This window comes from Amycolatopsis sp. NBC_00355 (assembly GCF_036104975.1).
GTDB lineage: Bacteria > Actinomycetota > Actinomycetes > Mycobacteriales > Pseudonocardiaceae > Amycolatopsis.
Genome location: NZ_CP107982.1, coordinates 7,634,424 through 7,653,930, shown reverse-complemented (window position 1 = coordinate 7,653,930; position 19,507 = coordinate 7,634,424). Strand labels below are relative to the sequence as shown.

The 19,507-nt window shown below is 68.9% G+C and carries 15 protein-coding genes; 6 read left to right on the top strand and 9 right to left on the bottom strand.

Going from position 1 to position 19,507, the window contains the following annotated elements:
* Positions 1-21: 21 nt before the first annotated feature.
* The gene (locus tag OHS18_RS35195) at positions 22-2,532 is read right to left on the bottom strand and encodes a DEAD/DEAH box helicase (RefSeq protein ID WP_328613686.1); all 2,511 of its coding nucleotides are present in this window, start codon (positions 2,530-2,532) and stop codon (positions 22-24) included.
* A gap of 150 nt (positions 2,533-2,682) precedes the next feature.
* Here OHS18_RS35195 and OHS18_RS35190 point away from each other — a divergent pair, with 150 nt between their 5' ends.
* On the top strand, positions 2,683-3,948 hold the full coding sequence (locus tag OHS18_RS35190; RefSeq protein WP_328613685.1) for a primosomal protein: 1,266 nt from the start codon (positions 2,683-2,685) through the stop codon (positions 3,946-3,948).
* Between the two features lie 175 nt (positions 3,949-4,123).
* Here the strand turns inward: OHS18_RS35190 and OHS18_RS35185 are convergent, their stop codons facing one another.
* Positions 4,124-5,335 carry an MFS transporter gene (locus OHS18_RS35185; protein WP_328618632.1) on the bottom strand — a complete coding sequence of 404 codons (1,212 nt, stop codon included), beginning with the start codon at positions 5,333-5,335 and terminating at the stop codon, positions 4,124-4,126.
* A gap of 110 nt (positions 5,336-5,445) precedes the next feature.
* Entirely contained in the window at positions 5,446-6,540 is a 1,095-nt protein-coding gene (locus tag OHS18_RS35180) for an adenosine deaminase (protein WP_328445246.1), read from the bottom strand.
* A 212-nt stretch (positions 6,541-6,752) separates the two neighbouring features.
* Between OHS18_RS35180 and OHS18_RS35175 the strand changes: the two genes are divergently transcribed.
* Positions 6,753-7,877, top strand: a complete 1,125-nt coding sequence (locus OHS18_RS35175; protein ID WP_326955989.1) for a PA containing protein — start codon at positions 6,753-6,755, stop codon at positions 7,875-7,877.
* A 180-nt stretch (positions 7,878-8,057) separates the two neighbouring features.
* Here OHS18_RS35175 and OHS18_RS35170 read toward each other — a convergent pair whose 3' ends face one another.
* From OHS18_RS35170 to OHS18_RS35145, 6 genes are all read right to left on the bottom strand, one after another.
* Positions 8,058-9,341, bottom strand: coding sequence for a thymidine phosphorylase (locus OHS18_RS35170; RefSeq protein WP_328618631.1), 1,284 nt, complete (start codon positions 9,339-9,341; stop codon positions 8,058-8,060).
* A gap of 26 nt (positions 9,342-9,367) precedes the next feature.
* The gene (locus OHS18_RS35165) at positions 9,368-9,769 is read right to left on the bottom strand and encodes a cytidine deaminase (RefSeq protein ID WP_442875303.1); all 402 of its coding nucleotides are present in this window, start codon (positions 9,767-9,769) and stop codon (positions 9,368-9,370) included.
* Positions 9,769-11,046 (bottom strand): ABC transporter permease, encoded by a 1,278-nt coding sequence (locus OHS18_RS35160; protein ID WP_328445252.1) that lies wholly within the window; start codon positions 11,044-11,046, stop codon positions 9,769-9,771. The genes OHS18_RS35165 and OHS18_RS35160 overlap by 1 nt, the downstream gene beginning before the upstream one ends.
* Positions 11,046-12,134: an ABC transporter permease gene (locus tag OHS18_RS35155; RefSeq protein WP_328445253.1), complete on the bottom strand. Its 1,089-nt coding sequence runs from the start codon at positions 12,132-12,134 to the stop codon at positions 11,046-11,048. Before OHS18_RS35155 ends, OHS18_RS35160 begins: the two co-directional genes overlap by 1 nt.
* A complete protein-coding gene (locus OHS18_RS35150; protein ID WP_328613684.1) occupies positions 12,131-13,720 on the bottom strand; it encodes an ABC transporter ATP-binding protein in 1,590 nt (529 codons plus the stop codon). Before OHS18_RS35150 ends, OHS18_RS35155 begins: the two co-directional genes overlap by 4 nt.
* An 80-nt stretch (positions 13,721-13,800) precedes the next feature.
* Positions 13,801-14,943 (bottom strand): BMP family lipoprotein, encoded by a 1,143-nt coding sequence (locus tag OHS18_RS35145; protein ID WP_328445255.1) that lies wholly within the window; start codon positions 14,941-14,943, stop codon positions 13,801-13,803.
* Between the two features lie 1,131 nt (positions 14,944-16,074).
* Between OHS18_RS35145 and sdhC the strand changes: the two genes are divergently transcribed.
* Genes sdhC through OHS18_RS35125 form a run of 4 tightly spaced genes read left to right on the top strand, consistent with a single transcriptional unit; the run spans position 16,075 to position 19,477 of the window.
* A complete protein-coding gene (sdhC, locus tag OHS18_RS35140; RefSeq protein ID WP_086861784.1) occupies positions 16,075-16,518 on the top strand; it encodes a succinate dehydrogenase, cytochrome b556 subunit in 444 nt (147 codons plus the stop codon).
* A gap of 1 nt (position 16,519) precedes the next feature.
* On the top strand, positions 16,520-16,933 hold the full coding sequence (locus OHS18_RS35135; protein ID WP_247060758.1) for a succinate dehydrogenase hydrophobic membrane anchor subunit: 414 nt from the start codon (positions 16,520-16,522) through the stop codon (positions 16,931-16,933).
* 19 nt (positions 16,934-16,952) lie between these two features.
* A complete protein-coding gene (sdhA, locus tag OHS18_RS35130; protein WP_328613683.1) occupies positions 16,953-18,707 on the top strand; it encodes a succinate dehydrogenase flavoprotein subunit in 1,755 nt (584 codons plus the stop codon).
* The gene (locus OHS18_RS35125; protein WP_328445266.1) at positions 18,707-19,477 is read left to right on the top strand and encodes a succinate dehydrogenase iron-sulfur subunit; all 771 of its coding nucleotides are present in this window, start codon (positions 18,707-18,709) and stop codon (positions 19,475-19,477) included. The genes sdhA and OHS18_RS35125 overlap by 1 nt, the downstream gene beginning before the upstream one ends.
* The last annotated feature ends 30 nt before the right edge of the window (positions 19,478-19,507 follow it).

The window sequence follows — 19,507 nt, the reverse complement described above, 5'->3', positions numbered from 1 at the left end:
CAGTCAGGAAAAGGCAACGCTCTAGTGCGCGCCCACCGCGATCACCCGGACCACCGCCGAGCCGGCTTCGTCGGACGCGGCCAGGTCGATCTCCGCGCTGATGCCCCAGTCGTGGTCGCCCGCCGGGTCGTCGAAGATCTGGCGGACCTTCCAGACGTCCGGCAGCTGCTCGATGATGATCAGCGCCGGGCCGCGCGCGTCCGGGCCGGTGCCCAGCGCGTCGTACTCCTCGAAGTAGTCCTCGATCGCGTCTTCCCAGGCCTCGGCGTCCCAGCCCGACGCCGCGTCCAGCTCGCCGAGCACGTTCCACGCCCGGCGCCCGAACAGCTCGACCCGGCGGAACAGCTCGTTGCGCACCAGGACGCGGAACGCGCGCTCGTTGCGTGTGACGGCGGGCGGTTCGGCCGGCGGCCGGCTGGATAGGCCCTCTGCTGTGACGTCTCCGGGGTGCCGCAAGGCTTCCCACTCGTCGAGCAGGCTGGAGTCGACCTGCCGGACGAGCTCGCCGAGCCATTCGATGAGGTCCTGCAGCGGCTCGGTCTTCGCCTCGTCGGGGACCGTGTGGCGCAGCGCGTCGTAGGTGTCCGCGAGGTAGCGCAGCACCAGGCCTTCGGACCGGGCGAGCTGGTAGAAGCCGATGTACTCGACGAAGTTCATCGCGCGCTCGTACATGTCGCGCACGACCGACTTTGGCGACAGCTCGTAGTCGTCGACCCACGGGTGGCCCTGCCGGTAGCTGTGGAACGCGCCCTGCAGCAGCTCTTCCAGCGGCTTCGGGTACGAGACGTTCTCGAGCAGCTCCATCCGCTCGTCGTACTCGATGCCCTCGGCCTTCATGGCGTTCACGGCCTCGCCGCGTGCCTTGAACTGCTGCTGCGACAGCACCGGCCGCGGGTTGTCCACAGTGGATTCCACAGTGGACACGACGTCGAGCGGGTAGCTCGGGGACTCCAGGTCGAACAGCTCGATCGCGGCCAGCGCGAACGGCGAAAGCGGCTGGTTGAGCGCGAAGTCGAACTGCAGGTCGACGGTGAGCCGGACGATCCGGCCCTGCTCGTCGGGCTCGGGCAGCCGCTCGACGACGCCGGCGGACAGCAGCGCGCGGTAGATCGCGATGGCGCGCAGGATGAGCTTGCGCTGCGACGCGCGGTCCTCGTGGTTGTCCTCCAGCAGGTGCCGCATGGAGTCGAACGCGTTGCCCGGTCGCGAGATCACGTTCAGCAGCATCGAGTGCGTGACCTTGAAGCTGGACGTCAGCGGCTCGGGCTCGGCCGCGATCAGCCGGTCGAACGTGCTCTCGGTCCAGTTGACGAAGCCCTCCGGCGCCTTCTTCCGGACGATCTTCTTTTTCTTCTTCGGGTCGTCGCCCGCCTTCTCCAGCGCCTTCGCGTTCTCGACGACGTGGTCGGGCGCCTGGACGACGACGTAGCCGTCGGTGTCGTAGCCCGCCCGGCCGGCGCGGCCGGCGATCTGGTGGAACTCGCGCGCCTTGAGGTGGCGCTGGCGGACGCCGTCGTACTTCGTCAGCGCGGAGAAGACCACTGTCCTGATCGGTACGTTGATGCCGACGCCGAGGGTGTCGGTCCCGCAGATCACCTTGAGCAGCCCGGACTGCGCCAAGGTCTCGACCAATCGGCGGTACTTCGGCAGCATGCCGGCGTGGTGCACGCCGATGCCGTGGCGGACCAGCCGCGAGAGCGTCTTGCCGAAGCCGGCGGAGAACCGGAAGTCGCCGAGCAGCTCGGCGATGGCCTCCTTCTCCGCCTTGGTCGTGACGTTGATGCTCATCAGCGTCTGCGCCCGCTCGATGGCCGCGGCCTGCGAGAAGTGCACGACGTAGACCGGCGCCTGGCCGCCGTTGAGCAGCTCGGACATGGTCTCGTGCAGCGGGGTCAGGGCGTACCGGAAGGTCAGCGGCACCGGGCGCTGCACCGACGTCACCACCGCCGTCGGCTTCCCGGTGCGGCGGGTGAGGTCCTTCTCGAAGAAGGACACGTCGCCCAGGGTCGCCGACATCAGGACGAACTGGGCCTTGGGCAGTTCGAGGATCGGCACCTGCCACGCCCAGCCGCGGTCGGGCTCGGAGTAGAAGTGGAACTCGTCGGCCACGACCTGCCCGACGGGAGCGTCGGCCCCGAACCGCAACGCGATGTTCGCCAGGATTTCGGCCGTGCAGCAGATGATCGGCGCGTCCGGGTTGACGGCGGAGTCGCCGGTCATCATCCCGACGTTGTCCGCCCCGAAGATCTCGATGAGCTGGAAGAACTTCTCCGACACCAGGGCTTTGATGGGCGCGGTGTAGTAGCTGCGGCGGCCCTGGGCGAGCGCGGTGAAGTGCGCGCCGACGGCGACGAGGCTCTTCCCGGAGCCGGTCGGCGTCGAGAGGATGACGTTCGATCCGGAGACGACCTCCATCACCGCCTCCTCCTGCGCCGGGTACAGCTCGATGCCCCGTTCGGCCGTCCAGGTCGTGAAGGCTTCGAAGAGGGTGTCGGGGTCGGGATCCGCAGGCAGGAGGTCTGTGAGAGTCATCAGACGTCCATCGTGCCATCCGCTCGTCGCAAAGTCGGCAGGGGCGATCGCATCACGAGTGGTAAACCCGTAGGCTTCGCGGTACCGCGCATCGACCGGGGATACTTTCGGTCTCGCGCGCACACGGGCGGTAATCCGGAGGGCTTAGGAATGGCACAGGACATCATCCCGATCGAACTCGGCCTGCCGCAGGGTGACGTCGTCACCTTGTGGGCGCCGCGCTGGCGGGAGGACGGCGAGGAGTGGGAGGCGTTCCTCGGCGACGAGGACGACCTGTACGCGTTCCCGGACGCCGCCCACCTGGCGGCGTTCGTGCGCACCTCCGAGCGGCACGACCTGCTGGATCACCCGGCGTGGGACGCGGTTCCGTCGCTGAACGTCCCGGAGCTGATCCCGGACGAGGACCACACGTACGACCTCGTCGGCGTGCCCGAGCTCGTCGCCGAAGAGCCGGACATCTGGCACATCGCGGAGCTCGCCGAGATCATCGGCATCGTGCGGTCGCTCGCCGACGTCTGCGACCTCGAAGAGGTCCACGAGATCCTCGACTCGACCGAGGGCTTCTCGCTGCTCGACCAGGGCACCCTCCCGTTCACCGGGAGTGTCGGCGTCCAGGTGTGGAACGACCTGTCCGAGACGGTGTCGCAGAAGTGGGACACCGTGCTGGACGCGATCGACGGCCTGGTGACCGCGCCCGACGTCGACGAGAAGGTCCTGGAGCAGACCGCCGAGGAGCTGGCGGCGTTCCACGAGGAGTCCGCGGAGGCCGAGGCCGGCGCCGAGGGTGAAGAGGACCTCGAGGCGATCGACTCCGCCGACGCGGATGACGACGCCGAAGACGAAGAGGACGAAGGTCCGGTCGGCTTCTGGGCCGAGGTCGGCATCGACCCGATCAAGATCATCACCTCCGGCGCGGAGTACTACACGCTGCGCTGCTACCTCGACGACTCGCCGGTGTTCCTCGGCAGCGAGGGCGAGATCGACGTCTACACGACCGAGAAGGCGCTGGCGCGGGCCCTGGCCGACGGCAAGGACCTCGCCGACACCGACCTCGCCGACGTGTCCACGTGGGAAGAGGTGCTGGCGAAGGCCACGGCCGGCGAGCTCGAGATCGAGGTCGACCAGGAGAACACCTACGTCCTGTCCGGCATCGACGCCGACATCGCGGAAGGCCCGGAGGCGATCGACCCGACCCAGCTCGAGCTGGCCGTCGAGCTGATCACCGACGCGGCCGACTGGGCGGGCGACGACACGGCCGAGACCGCACTGGCGAGCAACGAAAGCCTGGGCTGGCTGGTCTCGTTCGTCCTGCGCCCGGACCCGACGCGCCTCGAGCCGAGCGCCCCGTTCGACGCGGAGCAGGGCTCGTGGCGCAAGCTGGTGGAGACGTTCGAAAACCGCCTCACCGTCGCCTGATCTTCCGACCTCACGAAGGCCACCTCCCGGTCCGGGAGGTGGCCTTCGTCGTGTCGTCCATCCAGGTACGCGAGTCGTCCATCCAGGTACGGGCGACACACCGGACTCGCGTGATCCGAGGGTCGACTCGCGTGATCGAGGGGACGACATGCGTACCCGGGCGGACGACACGGGGTCAGTCCTCTGTGGTGCGCTCCGCGCGGACCGGGACCACCGCTATCGCCAGGGCCGGGAAGATCGCCGCGACGCAGAAGGCCAGCGCGTAGCGGCTGTCGCCGATCACCAGGCCCAGCAGGGGCGGGGTCAGGGACGCCGCGATGTTCTGGCCCGTGTTCTGCGTGCCCATCGCGCGGCCCGACCACGCCAGGCCGGCCAGCTCGGCCGACGCGGTGAAGCCGAGGCCGTTGTCGGCGACCGTGATGATCCCGGCCAGTGCCACCGCGAGCAGCACCAGCCACGGCCACGTCGCGTCGCCCAGTGCCACCAGCAGCATCACCGCGCAGCTGGCGAACGCGAGCTGCCGCATCGGGCGCAGCCGGCTGCCGACGCGGTCGGACCACCAGCCCGACCCGAGCCGGCCCGCCGCCCCCAGGATCTGGACCACCGCCAGGTACCAGCCCGCGGACAGCGCGCTCCAGTGCTGCACCGCGACCAGGTACACGGGCGCGAAGGCCGAGACGGCGAACTGCGGGACCACCAGCAGCGCGCTCGCGCCGTGCACCCGCCACAGCGTCGCGTGCCAGTACGGCGAAGGCGGCTTCTCCCCCGTTGCCGGCTTGGGCGGCCGCGGCGGGTCCGTGACGAGCCAGGCCACGAGCAGCGCGACGACGATCGCCAGCCCGGCCGGCAGCAGCACGGCCGCGCGGAACCCGAAGTGCGCGGCCAGGGGCGGCAGCCCGAGCGCGGCGACGCCGACCCCCAGCGGCTGGGCCGTCTGGCGGATCCCCATCGCGACCCCGCGCTCGGACTTCGCGAACCAGCCCATGACGACCCGGCCGCTCGCCGCGTTCACTGACGCCGAACACGCTCCGGCAGCAAGGAACACCCCGAAGAGCAGCCCGACGGAGTGAGCGCCGAGCCCGGCATATACCAGGAGTAACCCTGAAGCCCCCAGGCCGAGGGCCATGATCAGGCGCTCTCCGTAACGGTCCGCAGCCGCGCCCCACACGATCAGGGTGAGCAACAACCCGATGCTGGGGGCCGCGACGACCGTGCCGGCCTGGGCCAGTGTCAGCCCCTCGGCCGCCCGCATCGCCGGGACCAGGAACGGGATGCCGTAGAGGAACGAACAGCTCGCGGTCTGGGCGGCAAGACCGAGCGCGAGGATGAGCCACCGTCGTGAGCTCGCCTGCACCTGCTCGATCGACCCGCCCTTGACCTGCGCCATCGTCTTCACCGTCTCAAATATTGAGAACAACTTCCTATATGGTGAACGATAGTTGTCGTGCCTAAGGACCGCAACCACCATCCGGCGGCCGCGGTCCGAAGGCGCCGGGGTCAGCGCAGGGCGGCGTACCCGGGCTTGATCACGTCGTCGATCAGCGCGAGCCGGGAGTCGAAATCTATGAAGGCGGATTTCATCGCATTGATCGTGAACCAGCGCAGCTCGTCCAGGTCATAGCCGAAGGTCTCGTGCAGCGCGGCGAATTCGCTGGTCATCGTGCATCCGCTCATCAGCCGGTTGTCCGTGTTGACGGTCACCCGGAAGCGCAGCTTCGCCAGCAGGCCGATGGGGTGCTCGGCGATCGAGCGCGCGGCGCCTGTTTGGACGTTCGACGTCGGGCAGATCTCCAGCGGGATGCGGCGGTCGCGGACATAGGCGGCCAACCGTCCAAGGTGGACCGTGCCGTCGGCGTCACTCTTGATGTCCTCGATGATCCGCACGCCGTGCCCGAGCCGTTCGGCACCGCAGTGCTGAATCGCCTCCCAAATGGACGGAAGACCGAACGCTTCACCGGCGTGAATGGTGAAATGCGCATTGTTCTGCCGCAAATACTCGAAAGCGTCGAGATTGCGGGTCGGCGGGAATCCGTCTTCCGGGCCGGCGATGTCGAACCCGACGACGCCGGCGTCGCGGTAGCGGACGGCCAGGTTCGCGATCTCGAGGGCCCGGGCGTGCTGGCGCATCGCGCAGAGCAACGTCCCGATCCGGATCGAACCGCCGGCCGCGGCCACACGCTGTGTGCCCTCCGTGAACCCCGCCTGGACAGCCTCGACCACCGTATCGAGTGACAGACCGCGTTCGACGAACAACTCCGGTGCGTAGCGCACCTCGGCGTAGACGACGCCGTCGGCGGCCAGGTCTTCGACAGCTTCCGCGGCGACTCTGACCAGGGCTTCCTCCGTTTGCATCACCCCGCAGGTGTGCGCGAACGTCTCGAGGTAGGAGACGAGTGAGCCGGAGTCCGCCGCTTGGCGGAACCAGCTGCCCAGCTCGGCGGGGTCGCTGGTGGGCAGGCCGGCATAACCGGTGGCGTCGGCGAGCTCGGCCACGGTGGCGGGCCGCAGCCCGCCGTCCAGGTGGTCGTGCAGCAGCACCTTGGGCGCGCGGCGGAGCGTCTCGATGGGCAGAACAGGGGTTTCGTCGGACATCCCCCAACGGTAACCTCGTTGTCATTCCCCTACATGGCCGTAACTCTCAGCCTCGGGCTAACCCTCAGCGTCGAGGATCGGGTAACGAATCGGCCATCCGGGGGCAGCCTCCGCAATACCCGCTTCACGGGGGCCATACACAGAGCAATTTCGCAATCGTTAAGCTTCGTGGCACGTCCCTCCATTTCCCCGCCGACGAAGGACACACAGCAGTGACCACTGACAACCACATTGCCGCCCCGTCCTTCGACCGGATGCGCAACATGCTGGTGCGCGCGGCCGAAGTGCGTGAGAGCGAGCAGCAGCAGATCTTCGACGCGCTCGACGACATCTACGCCCGCCTCGCGCCGGTGGACTCGCTGGGCGCGGTCCGCAAGCGGCTCTCCGAGATGCCCGACCGCACCGAGGTCAGCGTCCTGGCCGAGCGCCTCGACGAGACGATGTCCCGGCTGGAGGCCCAGGACAACGCCATCGCCGCGCTGACCCGCGCCGTCGAGAGCATCGTCGACAAGCTGGCCAAGCCGTTCGCGCAGCTCGACGGCCGCCTGGACGGCATGGCCTCGCGCTTCGAGGGCGTCGCGGGCCGGATGGACGGACTCGAGGACAAGCTCCAGAACATCCACCGCCGGATCGACGAGGTCGGCGGCCACCTCGACAAGCAGGACGCGAAGCTCGACTCGATCCCGCAGTCGGTGCTCGGCCCGGTCCGCGAGCGGATCGAGCAGAGCGAGGCGTCGCTGCGCGACCGCGTCGACCACGCCGACCACGAGCTGCGGAACAAGGTCGACGAGCTGAGCCGCGTCACGCAGGAGCGGATCGGCGAGCTGGACCGCGTCACCGGCGAGCGGATCGGCGCGAACACCGAGGCGCTCAAGGTCGCGCTGACCGAGACCGGCGAGATGATCGACGCCTCGGACCGCCTGGAGAAGCTCGGCAACCGCCTCGAGACGGTCACCACCCGCCTCGACGACCTGGCCGGCCGCCTCGACAAGGTGGAAGACGGCTTCCTGTCCGGCATCGGCGACCTCGACGGCGCGCTCAAGGCCGGGCTGTCCAAGGTCGAGGGCACGCTGTCCAAGCAGCCGGACACCGACTCGCTCGACTCGCTGGTGCGCAAGAGCAACGACGAGAGCGTCCGCCGCATCGGCGGCCAGCTCGACGAGGCGATGGCGACGTTCGCGGAGCTCATGCTCGGCGGCGGCCCCGCCGTGCAGCAGATCTCGCCCCCGCCGCCGGCCCCGCGCCAGCCGCGTCGCAGCTCCCGCAACGGCCGCGCCCCGAAGCCGGCCGACGCCAAGGCCAAGCCGGGCGAAGGCCCGGAAGAGCCCACAGAGTAAGCAAGCCCCACGAAGAGGCCCCCGCCGGTACACCCGGTGGGGGCCTCTTTCATTTTCGGAGTAACCACTCCGGATCACTTTCATAGAGAAAGTGACGCTTCGAGGGCCCCAAGGCTGAGCTTTCGTAGGGAAAGATGCGCGTGGGGTCACTCGGTCGGGTGATCATCTTCGCGATGATCCTCACACCGTGCCGTGGATCGTCTCCCGGACGATCGGCGACGGGGCGGGGGCCGCGGAGGCCACCGTGAAGCCGCCTTCGAGGGCCGCCAGGGCCGCGGGGACCGCGGAAGGCGTGTCCGTGTGCAGTTCCAGCAGCGGCTCACCCTCGGTGACGGGCTCGCCGGGCTTGGCCAGGCACAGCACACCCGCCGCGGCCTGGACCGGATCCTCCTTGCGGGCCCGGCCCGCGCCCAGCCGCCACGACGCGACGCCCACCGCGTACGCGTCCAGCGAAGCCAGCACCCCGGAAGCCGGGGCGACCACCGTGTGGATGTGCGACGGCTTCGGCAACGGCGCCGCCGGGTCGCCGCCCTGGGCCGAGATCATCCGGCACCACGTCTCGTACGCCTCGCCCGACGCGAGCACCTCGGCCGGGTCCGTGGAGATCCCCGCCAGCGCCAGCATCTCCCGGGCCAGCGCCAGGGTCAGCTCGACGACGTCCGACGGGCCACCACCCTGCAAGACGGAAACCGACTCCGCGACCTCGACCGCGTTGCCGACCGCGCGCCCGAGCGGGACGTTCATGTCGGTCAGCAGCGCCGTCGTCGGCACACCGTGCGCGACGCCGATCGAGGTCAACGTCGAGGCGAGCGTACGCGCCTGATCGAGCGTCTTCATGAACGCGCCGGACCCGAACTTCACGTCCAGGACCAGCCCGGACGCGCCTTCGGCGATCTTCTTGCTCATGATCGAGCTGGCGATCAGCGGGATCGACTCGACCGTCGAGGTGACGTCCCGCAGCGCGTACAGCTTCTTGTCCGCCGGGGCTAGCCCGGACGTCGCCGCGCAGACCACCGCGCCGACGTCCTCCAGCTGACGCGCGATCTCCGCTGTGGACAGCGAAGCGCGCCAGCCGGGGATGGACTCCAGCTTGTCGAGTGTGCCGCCGGTGTGCCCGAGCCCGCGCCCGGACAGCTGCGGCACCGCCGCGCCGCACGCGGCCACCAGCGGCGCGAGCGGCAGCGTGATCTTGTCGCCGACACCGCCCGTCGAGTGCTTGTCGACGGTCGGCCGCGAGACGGAGAGCGAGAGCCGCTCCCCCGACGCGATCATCGCGCCGGTCCAGCGGGAGATCTCCGCGGAGTCCATACCCCGCAGGAAGATCGCCATCGCCAGCGCCGACATCTGCTCCTCGGCGACCACACCGTGGGTGTAGGCGTCGACGACCCAGTCGATCTGCTCGTCAGACAGCCGGCCGCCGTCCCGCTTCGCACGAATCACGTCTACTGCCGAGAACGCGCGCAGTGCGGATGGTTCGCTCGCAAGCTCGCTCACGGCAGGTCTTCCGGGCCGAAGGCGTCCGGCAGCACGTCCGACATCGGCAGGATGCCGCTGGGCGTGTCCACCAGGCAAGCGGAGCCGCCCAGCTCGAACAGGATCTGACGGCAGCGCCCGCACGGCATCAGCAGGTCACCCGCGCCGCTGCGGCACGCGACGGCGACGAGCTTGCCGCCGCCGGACAACCGCAGCTGGCCGGCCATCGTGCACTCCGCGCAGAGCCCGAGCCCGTACGACGCGTTCTCGACGTTGCAGCCGACGACCACGCGGCCGTCGTCGACGATCCCGGCGACCCCGACATGCAGGCCCGAATAAGGCGCGTACGCATGGGAAGCCGCCTCGATCGCGCGAGAACGCAGCGCGTCCCAGTCCACAGAGGACACAGTGGAAGTCATCAGTCCTCACCTCGCCGATAAGGCTGCCCGTCGGCCTTCGGCGGCCGCAGCCGCTGCGAAGCGACGGCGAGCACGATCAGCGTCACGAAGTGCGCGGTGTACGGGATCAGGTCCGACGGCAGCGTGTCGTTGGCCCAGTAGATCAGGTACAGGATCCCGGCGCCGACGACGCCGAGCCCGGCCGCGATCCACTGCTTGCGGAACAGCTGCACGACGACGATCACGGCGACCAGGATCACCGCGCCGTACAGCAGCGCGAGCACCGCTTCACCGCCACCGGAAAGCTGCAGGCCGTCGGCGTAGCCGAACAGCGCCGCGCCGCCGAGGAGGCCGCCCGGGCGCCAGTTGCCGAAGATCATCGCCGCGAGGCCGATGTAGCCGCGGCCGTTGGTCTGGTTCTCCAGGTAGTCCGCGCCGCCGCGCAGCAGCACCAGCGACGCGCCGCCCATCCCGGCGAACGCGCCCGAGATCAGCATCGCGACGTACTTGTGCCGGTAGACGTTGACCCCGAGGGACTCCGCGGCCACCGGGTTCTCGCCGCACGAGCGCAGCCGCAGGCCGAAGCGCGTGCGCCACAGGATCCAGAAGCTCACCGGTACCAGGACGATCGCGATCATCGTCAGCGGCGCCACCTCGGTGACGAGCCCGCGCAGGATGCCGGCGACGTCGGAGATCCCGACACGCTGCTCCTTTTCGAGGTCACCGAGCCAGTCGGAGAGGCCGCTCGCGGAGTAGGTGTCGAACTTCGGCACCACCGGCGACTGCCGCGGGTTGCCGGAGATCGGCTCGAAGATCAGGTTCGCCAGGTACTTCGTGACGCCGAGGCCCAGCAGGTTGATCGCCACGCCGGAGACGATGTGGTTGACGTTGAACGTCACCGTCGCGACCGCGTGCAGCAGGCCGCCCAGCGCGCCGAACGCGATCGCGGCCAGCAGGCCGGCCCACACCCCGCCGTTGTACGAACCCCAGGCGGCGCCCCAGGTCCCGAGGATCATCATGCCCTCGAGGCCGATGTTGACGACGCCGGCGCGTTCGGCCCAGAGGCCGCCGAGCGCGCACAGCAGGATCGGCAGCGCGAGGCGCAACGCCGTCGACGCGGTGTTGGACGACGTCAGCGCGGAGACGCCGGTGGAGTACGACGCCGTCGAGATCACGGCGATGGCGATCACGGCCCAGATGACCCCGCGGAGCCAGCCGGGGATGCGGGACCGCTTGCGGTGCACCGGCATCGCGCCGGGGCTGCCCGCGTCGGGCCGGGAAACGTCGGTGACGGCCATCAGACGGCACCTCCCCCGGCGACCGAAGCGCTCTTGCCGCTCAATGCGCGGCCCACTCTGCGTTGTTCGGCCGCCAGATCGGCACGCCGCACGATCTCGTACGCCACGACGACCGACAGCACGATGATGCCCTGCATGATCGTCGCGATCTCCTTGGACACGTTGATCTGCTCCAGCGACACCGCCGAGGTGTCGAGGAACGCCCACAGCAGCGCGCCGAGCGCGATGCCGCCGGGGTGGTTGCGGCCCAGCAGCGCGACCGCGATGCCGGTGAAGCCGTACATCTGGGTCGAGGTGATGCCGTAGGTGTAGTCGCGGCCGAGCAGTTCCGGCATCGCGACCAGGCCGGCGACACCGCCCGAGAGCACCATCGCGATCAGCGTCATCTTCTTGGCGTTGACGCCACCCGCGGCGGCCGCGGTGGTCGACTCGCCGGACGCCTTGAGCTCGAAGCCGAACCGCGTGCGGTTGAGCATGAACCAGTAGGCGGCACCGATGATCGCCGCGATGATCACGAACCCGAAGAGCGTGCCGGAGCCGAGCGGGATGCCGGGGATCCGGCCGGACGGCGCGATCTCCTTCGTCCCGATGTTGTTGCCGGTCTGCACGCCGAACTGGTCGGCGTTGATGAGGAAGGCGATGATCCCGCCGACGATCGAGTTCAGCATGATCGTCGCGATCACCTCGCTCACCCCGCGGGTTACCTTCAAGACCGCCGGAATGGCCGCGTAGAAGGCGCCGGCGACGACCGCGACGATGATGATGACCAGCGTGTGGATCACCGGCGGCAGGTTCAGCGCGCCGCCGACGATGGCCGCGACGACCGCGGCGAACCGGTACTGGCCCTCGACACCGATGTTGAAGAGGTTCATCTGGAAGCCGATGGCGACCGCGAGCCCGGACAGGTAGTACACGGTCGCGAGGTTCACGGTGTCGACCGAGGTCGAGCCCTTGAACATCTGGCCGATCATCGTGCCGTACGCCTGGAGCGGGTCGGCCCCCGAGATGATCAGCGCGATGGCCGACAGCAGCACGGCGAACACGATCGCCAGCAGCGGTGGCAGCAGTTTGGTACGCCAGGAAGTCATTCTGTGTCACCCGCTGTGTCGTCTTCGGCGCCGGTCATCGCCGAGCCCAGTTCCTGCGGCGTCACGGTCGCCGGGTCGGCCTCGCTGACGAGCCGCCCGCGCAGCATGACGCGGATCGTGTCGGACAGGCCGATGAGCTCGTCGAGGTCGGCCGAGATCAGCAGCACGGCGAGGCCGGCGGCGCGCGCCTGGCGGATGTTCTCCCAGATCAGCGCCTGCGCGCCGACGTCGACGCCGCGGGTCGGGTGCGAGGCGATGAGCAGCACCGGGTTGCCGGACAGCTCCCGCCCGACGATCAGCTTCTGCTGGTTGCCGCCGGAGAGCGCCGCGGCGGGGACGTCGATCCCCGGCGTGCGGACGTCGTACTCGCGCACGATCCGCTCGGTGTCCGCGCGCGTGCCCGCGATGTCGAGCAACTGTCCTTTGGAGACCGGTTCGCGGGTCTGGTACCCGAGGATCCGGTTGACCCACAACGGTTGGGTCAGCAGCAGGCTGTGGCGAGTGCGGTCCTCGGCGATGTAGCCGATGCCCGCTTCGCGGCGCGCCAGCGTGCCGGCCTTCGTCAGGTCGCGCGCCTTGGCGCCTGTGTCAGTCTCATGAATGAGCTCGATGGTGCCACCGGACGCCTTGCGCATGCCCATGATGGTCTCGACGAGCTCGGTCTGGCCGTTGCCCTCGACGCCGGCGACACCGAGCACCTCGCCCGCGTGCACGGTGAAGGAGACGTCGTCGAGCGCGTTGCGGTCGGAGCCCTCGGCCCCCAGCGTCAGCCCGGTCAGGCGCAGCACGGCGCGATCGGTGACGGTGGACTCGCGGGTCTCCGGGCTGGGCAGCTCGGAGCCGACCATCATCTCGGCGAGCTGGCGCGAGGTGATGGTCTTGGGGTCGGCCGTGCCGACGGTGGTGCCGCGCCGGATCACCGTGACGGTGTCGGCGATCGCGCGCACCTCGTCGAGCTTGTGCGAGATGAAGAGGAAGGTGTAGCCGTCGGCCTTCATCTCCCGGACGGTCGCGAAGAGCGCGTCGACCTCCTGCGGCACGAGGACCGCGGTCGGCTCGTCCAGGATGATGATCTTGGCGCCGCGGTAGAGCACCTTGACGATCTCGACGCGCTGGCGGTCGGCCACGCCGAGCTCTTCGAGCAGCGTGTCCGGCTTGGCGTGCAGGCCGGTCCGCTGCGCGAGCTCGGCCAGCCGTGCGCGGGCGGCGCGGCCGATGCCGTGCAGGCCCTCGGCGCCGAGGAAGACGTTCTCGCCGACGGTGAGGTTGTCGGCGAGCATGAAGTGCTGGTGCACCATGCCGATGCCGGCGCGGATGGCGTCCTGCGGGTTGCGCAGTTTCACCTCGCCGCCGTTGATCGCGATGGTGCCCTCGTCCGGCGGCTGCATGCCGTAGAGGATCTTCATCAGGGTGGACTTGCCGGCGCCGTTCTCACCACAGATGGCGTGCACCTCGCCGGCGGCGACGGTGAGGTTGACGTCGGAGTTGGCCACCACACCAGGGAAACGTTTGGTGATCCCGGTCAGCTGGACGGCGGGCACGCCCCGGTCGGGGACGGCCGCGGCCGGGGCCTCGGCAGTGCTCATGGGCGGGAGAGTTCCATCTCTGTCAAAACACGTGAGGGCTCGGAGGGCACCTGCCCTCCGAGCCCTGCCCGCGTTGTCAGTTACTTCTGCGGCTTGTCCGAAACGGTGATCGCGCCCGAGATGATCTGGGCCTTGTAGCCGTCCAGGACGTCCTTGATGTCGTCGACCTTGCCACCGGAGGTGGAGTAACCGACGCCGTCGACCTTGAGGTCGAACCGCTTCGGCAGGGTCGTCAGGTCGCCCTTGGCGACGGCCGTGATGTAGTCGAACACCGCGACGTCGACCCGCTTGAGCATGGACGTGATGATGACGTCCTTGTCGGCCTCGACGGTCTTCTGGTTGTACTGGTCGGAGTCGACGCCGATGGCCAGCGCGTTGCCCGACTTGGCGGCGTCGAAGACACCCTTACCGGAGGCGCCGGCGGCGTGGTAGATGACGTCCGCGCCCTTGGCGATCTCGGCCTGCGCCTTCGCGTTGCCCTTCGGCGGGTCCTGGAACCCGGAGAAGTCACCGGCCGGCGTGAGGTACTCGTCCTCGATCTTGATCTTGCTGGAAACGGTCTTCGCGCCCTGCAGGAAGCCCGCCTCGAACTTCTGGATCAGCGGGGTGTTGACACCACCGACGAAGCCGATGTGGCAGCTCTTGCTCTTGTACGCAGCGGCGACGCCGGCCAGGAACGAACCCTGCTCCTCGGCGAAGACCAGCGGCGTCACGTTCGGCAGCGTGATCGAGTCGTCGTCGACGATGGCGAACTTGGTGTTCGGGTACTTCGCGGCGATGATCTTGACCGACGGCGCGTAGGCGAACCCGACCGCGACGATCGGGTTCAGGCCCGAGGAGGCCATCTGGTCGAGACGCTGCTGCTTGGCCGACTCGGCCTCGCTGGCGGACGCGGTGCTCTCGCTGACCGTCGTTACGCCCAGGTCGGACTTCGCCTTGTCGGTGCCCGCGGCGGCGGCGTCGTTGAAGGACGCGTCACCCCGGCCGCCGACGTCGAAGGCCAGGCCGATCTTCAGCTGGCTGCCGTCGACCTTGCCGGTGGCGGCGGTGCTGCTGGAGGCGGCGGCGGGCGCCGCGGGCGGCTTCTGCGCGGTCACGCAGTCCGAACCGCCCGACGAAGGCGCGGCACTGTTGTTACTGCTGCCACCGCTCGAGTCCTTGGCGCACCCGGCCAGGGTGAGCACCCCGGCCATGGCCACGGCGGCCAGCGCGGTTCCACGCATGCGACGCAACGTGTGTCTCCCTCCCCGCTGATCCAGCGGATGGTCAAGGGCGCGTCCCGGCCCAACTGCCGGGTCGACCGCCAGACCGTACCCAACGGACAGGAAAGCGCCATAGGAAAGGCACGCTACGTAACACAAACGTTTACTCACGAGTCGCACGCGCGACGAGATGTGCACCCAACGTGATCATCGGGCTTACCGCTCGCCACTTTCGCCGGGTTCGCGGGGGTCGGGACGGCCAAAATGCCGCCGGACGTCACCGATTGTGCCGGGCGTCCGTGATCGACGGCCAGCACGGTCACCCACTGAGACGATAGGCCCAAGGACCGGACGCGGCGCTCGGCCGCGGGGCCTGGACCACGGTCGGTGATCGCCGCGCGGGGCACCGCCGCGGCTTCGACGGCGGGTGGGACCACTCGCGCACCCGGCACCGGCTCGCCCGCCGGAACCACCCGCGCCTTCCTCGGCACCCGGCACCCAGCCATCCGCCGACACCTGGCGCCACCCTCCGCTGCCCCCGCGCTCACCACCCCCAGCTCGCCGCAAAACGAGTCACCACCCGAACCACTCGCACCTTGATTCTCGCCCGGCCCGACTGCCCGCCGACACCTGCGCATCCGGCGACCTCTGCCCAGGCCGCCACCGCGGGCACCACCCCCAGCCCTCCGCAGAGCCGGGCCACCACCCGGCCCGCCGAAACTTCGTGCGTGTTCGTGCGCGGCACGCGACTCGCGACCACCACCCGACCGGGCGTCCATCGAGCGAGCGAACCGGCCGCGACCCGGCCACCCAGCGTCCACAGTGGACCTCGATCGGCTGTGACGGCGCCCACATCGCGACCCGAGCGCCGCAGGTGGAGCCGATATCCGCTGCGGTGCCCCGAAAGCCGTCATCCGTGTGCTCCAGACCACACCTCCGGGTGGCTCCGCGCCACTCCGGTGTCTGGTCCATCACAGAGGGGAACCCGGAGGTGAGCCGTCCGTCCGAAGCGGGTCTAGCATCCCTTGCATCCACGCTCGATGACCTTTGATCTCGGCATTGCCGCCGTAGTTGGCCCAGTGGACCAGCGACGATCAGTGCGGACCTCACCGGTCACCCGGGCACAAGTCAGACGTTGGAGGCCGTTCACCGATGTCCACCACGGCGAGCACTGCCACTGAGGCAGGAGCGAGCGATCGGGCGGGTGCCTCACGCCGGCAGGGGACCTTCTACCGGGGCGACCCCGGCATGTGGTCCTGGGTGCTGCACCGCATCACCGGCGTGCTCACATTCTTCTTCCTGTTCGTGCACGTGCTCGACACCGCGCTGGTGCGCGTGTCGCCGAACACGTACGACCAGGTCATCGAGACCTACAAGACCCCGATCGTCAACCTCCTGGAAGTCGGCCTGGTCGGCGCGGTGCTGTTCCACGCGCTCAACGGCATCCGCGTCATGCTGGTCGACTTCTGGTCGAAGGGCCCGAAGCTGCAGAAGGCGATGCTGTGGGTGATCGGCGTGGTCTGGGTCGTCGTGATGGTCCCCGGTGCGTTCTTCATGCTGAAGCGCACCGTCGAAACGCTCTTCGGGGGTAACTGACATGGCCGACCTCGCCCTCGCGAACCCCCGCGCCCCGAAGCGCCCCGCCGCCCGCCGCAGCAACTTCGAGCTCTACAGCTGGCTGTTCATGCGGATCTCCGGCCTGGCGCTGATCATCCTGGTGCTCGGCCACCTGCTGATCATGAACATCCTCGACGGCGGGGTGCACCGGATCAACTGGGGCTTCGTCGCCGGCCGCTGGGCGTCCCCGTTCTGGCAGTTCTGGGACCTGGCGATGCTCTGGCTCGCCGAGATCCACGGCGGCAACGGGCTGCGCACCATCATCGACGACTACGCCCGCAAGGACAGCACGCGGTTCTGGCTGAAGATCCTGCTGTACGTGTCCATGGTCCTGATCCTGGCCGTCGGCACCATGGTGATCTTCACGTTCGACCCGAACATGCCCGCGAACTGAAGCCCGGAGAGCTCCCACCATGCAGTTCCACAAGTACGACGTGGTGATCGTCGGCGCCGGCGGCGCCGGGATGCGCGCGGCCATCGAGTCCGGCCAGCGCACCCGTACGGCGGTCCTCACCAAGCTCTACCCGACCCGGTCCCACACCGGCGCGGCCCAGGGCGGCATGTGCGCCGCGCTGGCGAACGTCGAAGAGGACAACTGGGAGTGGCACACCTTCGACACGATCAAGGGCGGCGACTACCTGGTCGACCAGGACGCCGCGGAGATCATGGCGAAGGAGGCCATCGACGCGGTCCTCGACCTCGAGAAGATGGGCCTGCCGTTCAACCGCACGCCCGAGGGCAAGATCGACCAGCGCCGCTTCGGCGGGCACACCCGTGACCACGGCAAGGCCGCGGTCCGCCGCGCCTGCTACGCCGCGGACCGCACCGGGCACATGATCCTGCAGACGCTGTACCAGAACTGCGTCAAGTACGGCACGGAGTTCTTCAACGAGTTCTACGTGCTCGACCTCGTCACCAGCCCGGACGAGGACGGCAACCCGGTCGCGTCCGGCGTCGTCGCCTACGAGCTGGCCACCGGCGAGCTGCACGTCTTCCAGGCGAAGTCGATCGTGATGGCCACCGGCGGCGCGGGCAAGATCTTCAAGACGACGTCGAACGCGCACACCCTCACCGGTGACGGCCTCGGCATCATCTTCCGCAAGGGCCTGCCGCTGGAGGACATGGAGTTCTTCCAGTTCCACCCGACCGGCCTCGCCGGCCTGGGCATCCTGATCTCCGAAGCCGTCCGCGGCGAGGGAGGGATCCTGCGCAACGCGTCCGGCGAGCGGTTCATGGAGCGCTACGCCCCCACCATCAAGGACCTCGCGCCGCGCGACATCGTCGCCCGGTCGATGGTGCAGGAAGTGCTGCAGGGGCGCGGGTGCGGGCCGAACAAGGACTACGTCGTCCTGGACGTCACGCACATCCCCGAGGAGACGCTGAACGCGAAGCTCCCGGACATCATGGAGTTCTCCCGGACCTACCTGGGCGTCGACCCGGTCAAGGAGCCGGTGCCGGTGTTCCCGACCTGTCACTACGTGATGGGCGGCATCCCGACCAACATCCACGGCGAAGCGCTGCGGGACAACGAGAACGTCATTCCGGGCCTGTACGCCGCCGGCGAGGTCGCGTGCGTGTCCGTGCACGGCTCGAACCGCCTGGGCACGAACTCGCTGCTGGACATCAACGTCTTCGGCCGCCGCGCCGGCATCGCCGCCGCGGAGTACGCGCTGGCGCACGAGCACGTCGAGCTGCCGGAGAACCCGACCACGATGGTCGAAGAGCAGCTGGCGGGCCTGCTGTCGGAGCACGGCGACGAGCGCGTCGCCGACATCCGCAAGGAAATGCAGCAGACGATGGACTCGCACGCGTCGGTGTACCGGACCGAGGACACGCTGAAGCAGGCGCTGACCGACATCCAGGCGCTGAAGGCGCGGTACGAGCGGATCACCGTGTCGGACAAGGGCAAGCGGTACAACACCGACCTGCTCGAGGCCGTCGAGCTGGGCTTCCTGCTGGAGCTGGCCGCGGTGCTGATCGTCGGCGCGATCGCGCGCAAGGAGTCCCGCGGCGGCCACGCGCGCGAGGACTACCCGACCCGCGACGACACGAACTTCATGCGGCACACGATGGCCTACAAGCAGGGTTCCGATCTTGCTTCCGACATCCGGCTCGACTACAAGCCGGTCACCTTCACCCGCTACGAACCGATGGAGCGGAAGTACTGATGACTGCCATTGCCGAAGCTCCCTCGTCTTCCGCTTCCGACGAGCACACCCCGATCACGGTCACGCTGAAGATCCTCCGGTTCAACCCGGAGGTGGATTCGGAGCCGCACTGGGAGTCCTACGAGGTCCCGGCGCAGCGCACCGACCGCCTGCTGAACCTGCTGTTCTACGTCAAGGACTACCTCGACGGCACGTTCTCGTTCCGCCGCTCGTGCGCCCACGGCGTGTGTGGGTCGGACGCGATGCAGATCAACGGCATCAACCGCTTGGCCTGCAAGGTCCTGATGAAGGACCTGCTGTCGTCGTCCGGCAAGCCGACGACGATCACGATCGCCCCGATCAAGGGCCTGACGACGTTGAAGGACCTCTACGTCGACATGGACCCGTTCTTCGAGGCGTACCGCGCGATCAAGCCGTACCTGATCACGTACGGCAACGAGCCGACGCGCGAGCGCATCCAGTCGCAGGCCGACCGCGACCGGTTCGACGACACCACGAAGTGCATCCTGTGCGCGTGCTGCACGTCTTCGTGCCCGGTGTACTGGAACGACGGCTCGTACTTCGGCCCGGCGGCGATCGTGAACGCCCACCGCTTCATCTTCGACTCCCGCGACGAGGGGGCGGAGGAGCGCCTGGACATCCTGAACGACGGCGAAGGTGTCTGGCGCTGCCGGACGACGTTCAACTGCACGGACGCCTGCCCCCGAGGCATCCAGGTGACAAAGGCAATCCAGGAAGTAAAACGAGCCCTGCTCTTCAAGCGCGTCTGACTTCCCGTCCAACGTCCGTGAAGGCCTCCT

What these genes read in the sequence shown, in the direction of transcription:
- sdhC (WP_086861784.1), top strand. Translation starts at nt 16,075, where the DNA reads ATGTCCACCACGGCGAGCACTGCCACTGAGGCAGGAGCGAGCGATCGG.
- OHS18_RS35180 (WP_328445246.1), bottom strand. Translation starts at nt 6,540, where the DNA reads ATGTCCGACGAAACCCCTGTTCTGCCCATCGAGACGCTCCGCCGCGCG.
- OHS18_RS35190 (WP_328613685.1), top strand. Translation starts at nt 2,683, where the DNA reads ATGGCACAGGACATCATCCCGATCGAACTCGGCCTGCCGCAGGGTGAC.
- sdhA (WP_328613683.1), top strand. Translation starts at nt 16,953, where the DNA reads ATGCAGTTCCACAAGTACGACGTGGTGATCGTCGGCGCCGGCGGCGCC.
- OHS18_RS35145 (WP_328445255.1), bottom strand. Translation starts at nt 14,943, where the DNA reads ATGCGTGGAACCGCGCTGGCCGCCGTGGCCATGGCCGGGGTGCTCACC.
- OHS18_RS35165 (WP_442875303.1), bottom strand. Translation starts at nt 9,769, where the DNA reads ATGACTTCCACTGTGTCCTCTGTGGACTGGGACGCGCTGCGTTCTCGC.
- OHS18_RS35160 (WP_328445252.1), bottom strand. Translation starts at nt 11,046, where the DNA reads ATGGCCGTCACCGACGTTTCCCGGCCCGACGCGGGCAGCCCCGGCGCG.
- OHS18_RS35155 (WP_328445253.1), bottom strand. Translation starts at nt 12,134, where the DNA reads ATGACTTCCTGGCGTACCAAACTGCTGCCACCGCTGCTGGCGATCGTG.
- OHS18_RS35125 (WP_328445266.1), top strand. Translation starts at nt 18,707, where the DNA reads ATGACTGCCATTGCCGAAGCTCCCTCGTCTTCCGCTTCCGACGAGCAC.
- OHS18_RS35195 (WP_328613686.1), bottom strand. Translation starts at nt 2,532, where the DNA reads ATGACTCTCACAGACCTCCTGCCTGCGGATCCCGACCCCGACACCCTC.
- OHS18_RS35185 (WP_328618632.1), bottom strand. Translation starts at nt 5,335, where the DNA reads ATGGCGCAGGTCAAGGGCGGGTCGATCGAGCAGGTGCAGGCGAGCTCA.
- OHS18_RS35150 (WP_328613684.1), bottom strand. Translation starts at nt 13,720, where the DNA reads ATGAGCACTGCCGAGGCCCCGGCCGCGGCCGTCCCCGACCGGGGCGTG.
- OHS18_RS35135 (WP_247060758.1), top strand. Translation starts at nt 16,520, where the DNA reads ATGGCCGACCTCGCCCTCGCGAACCCCCGCGCCCCGAAGCGCCCCGCC.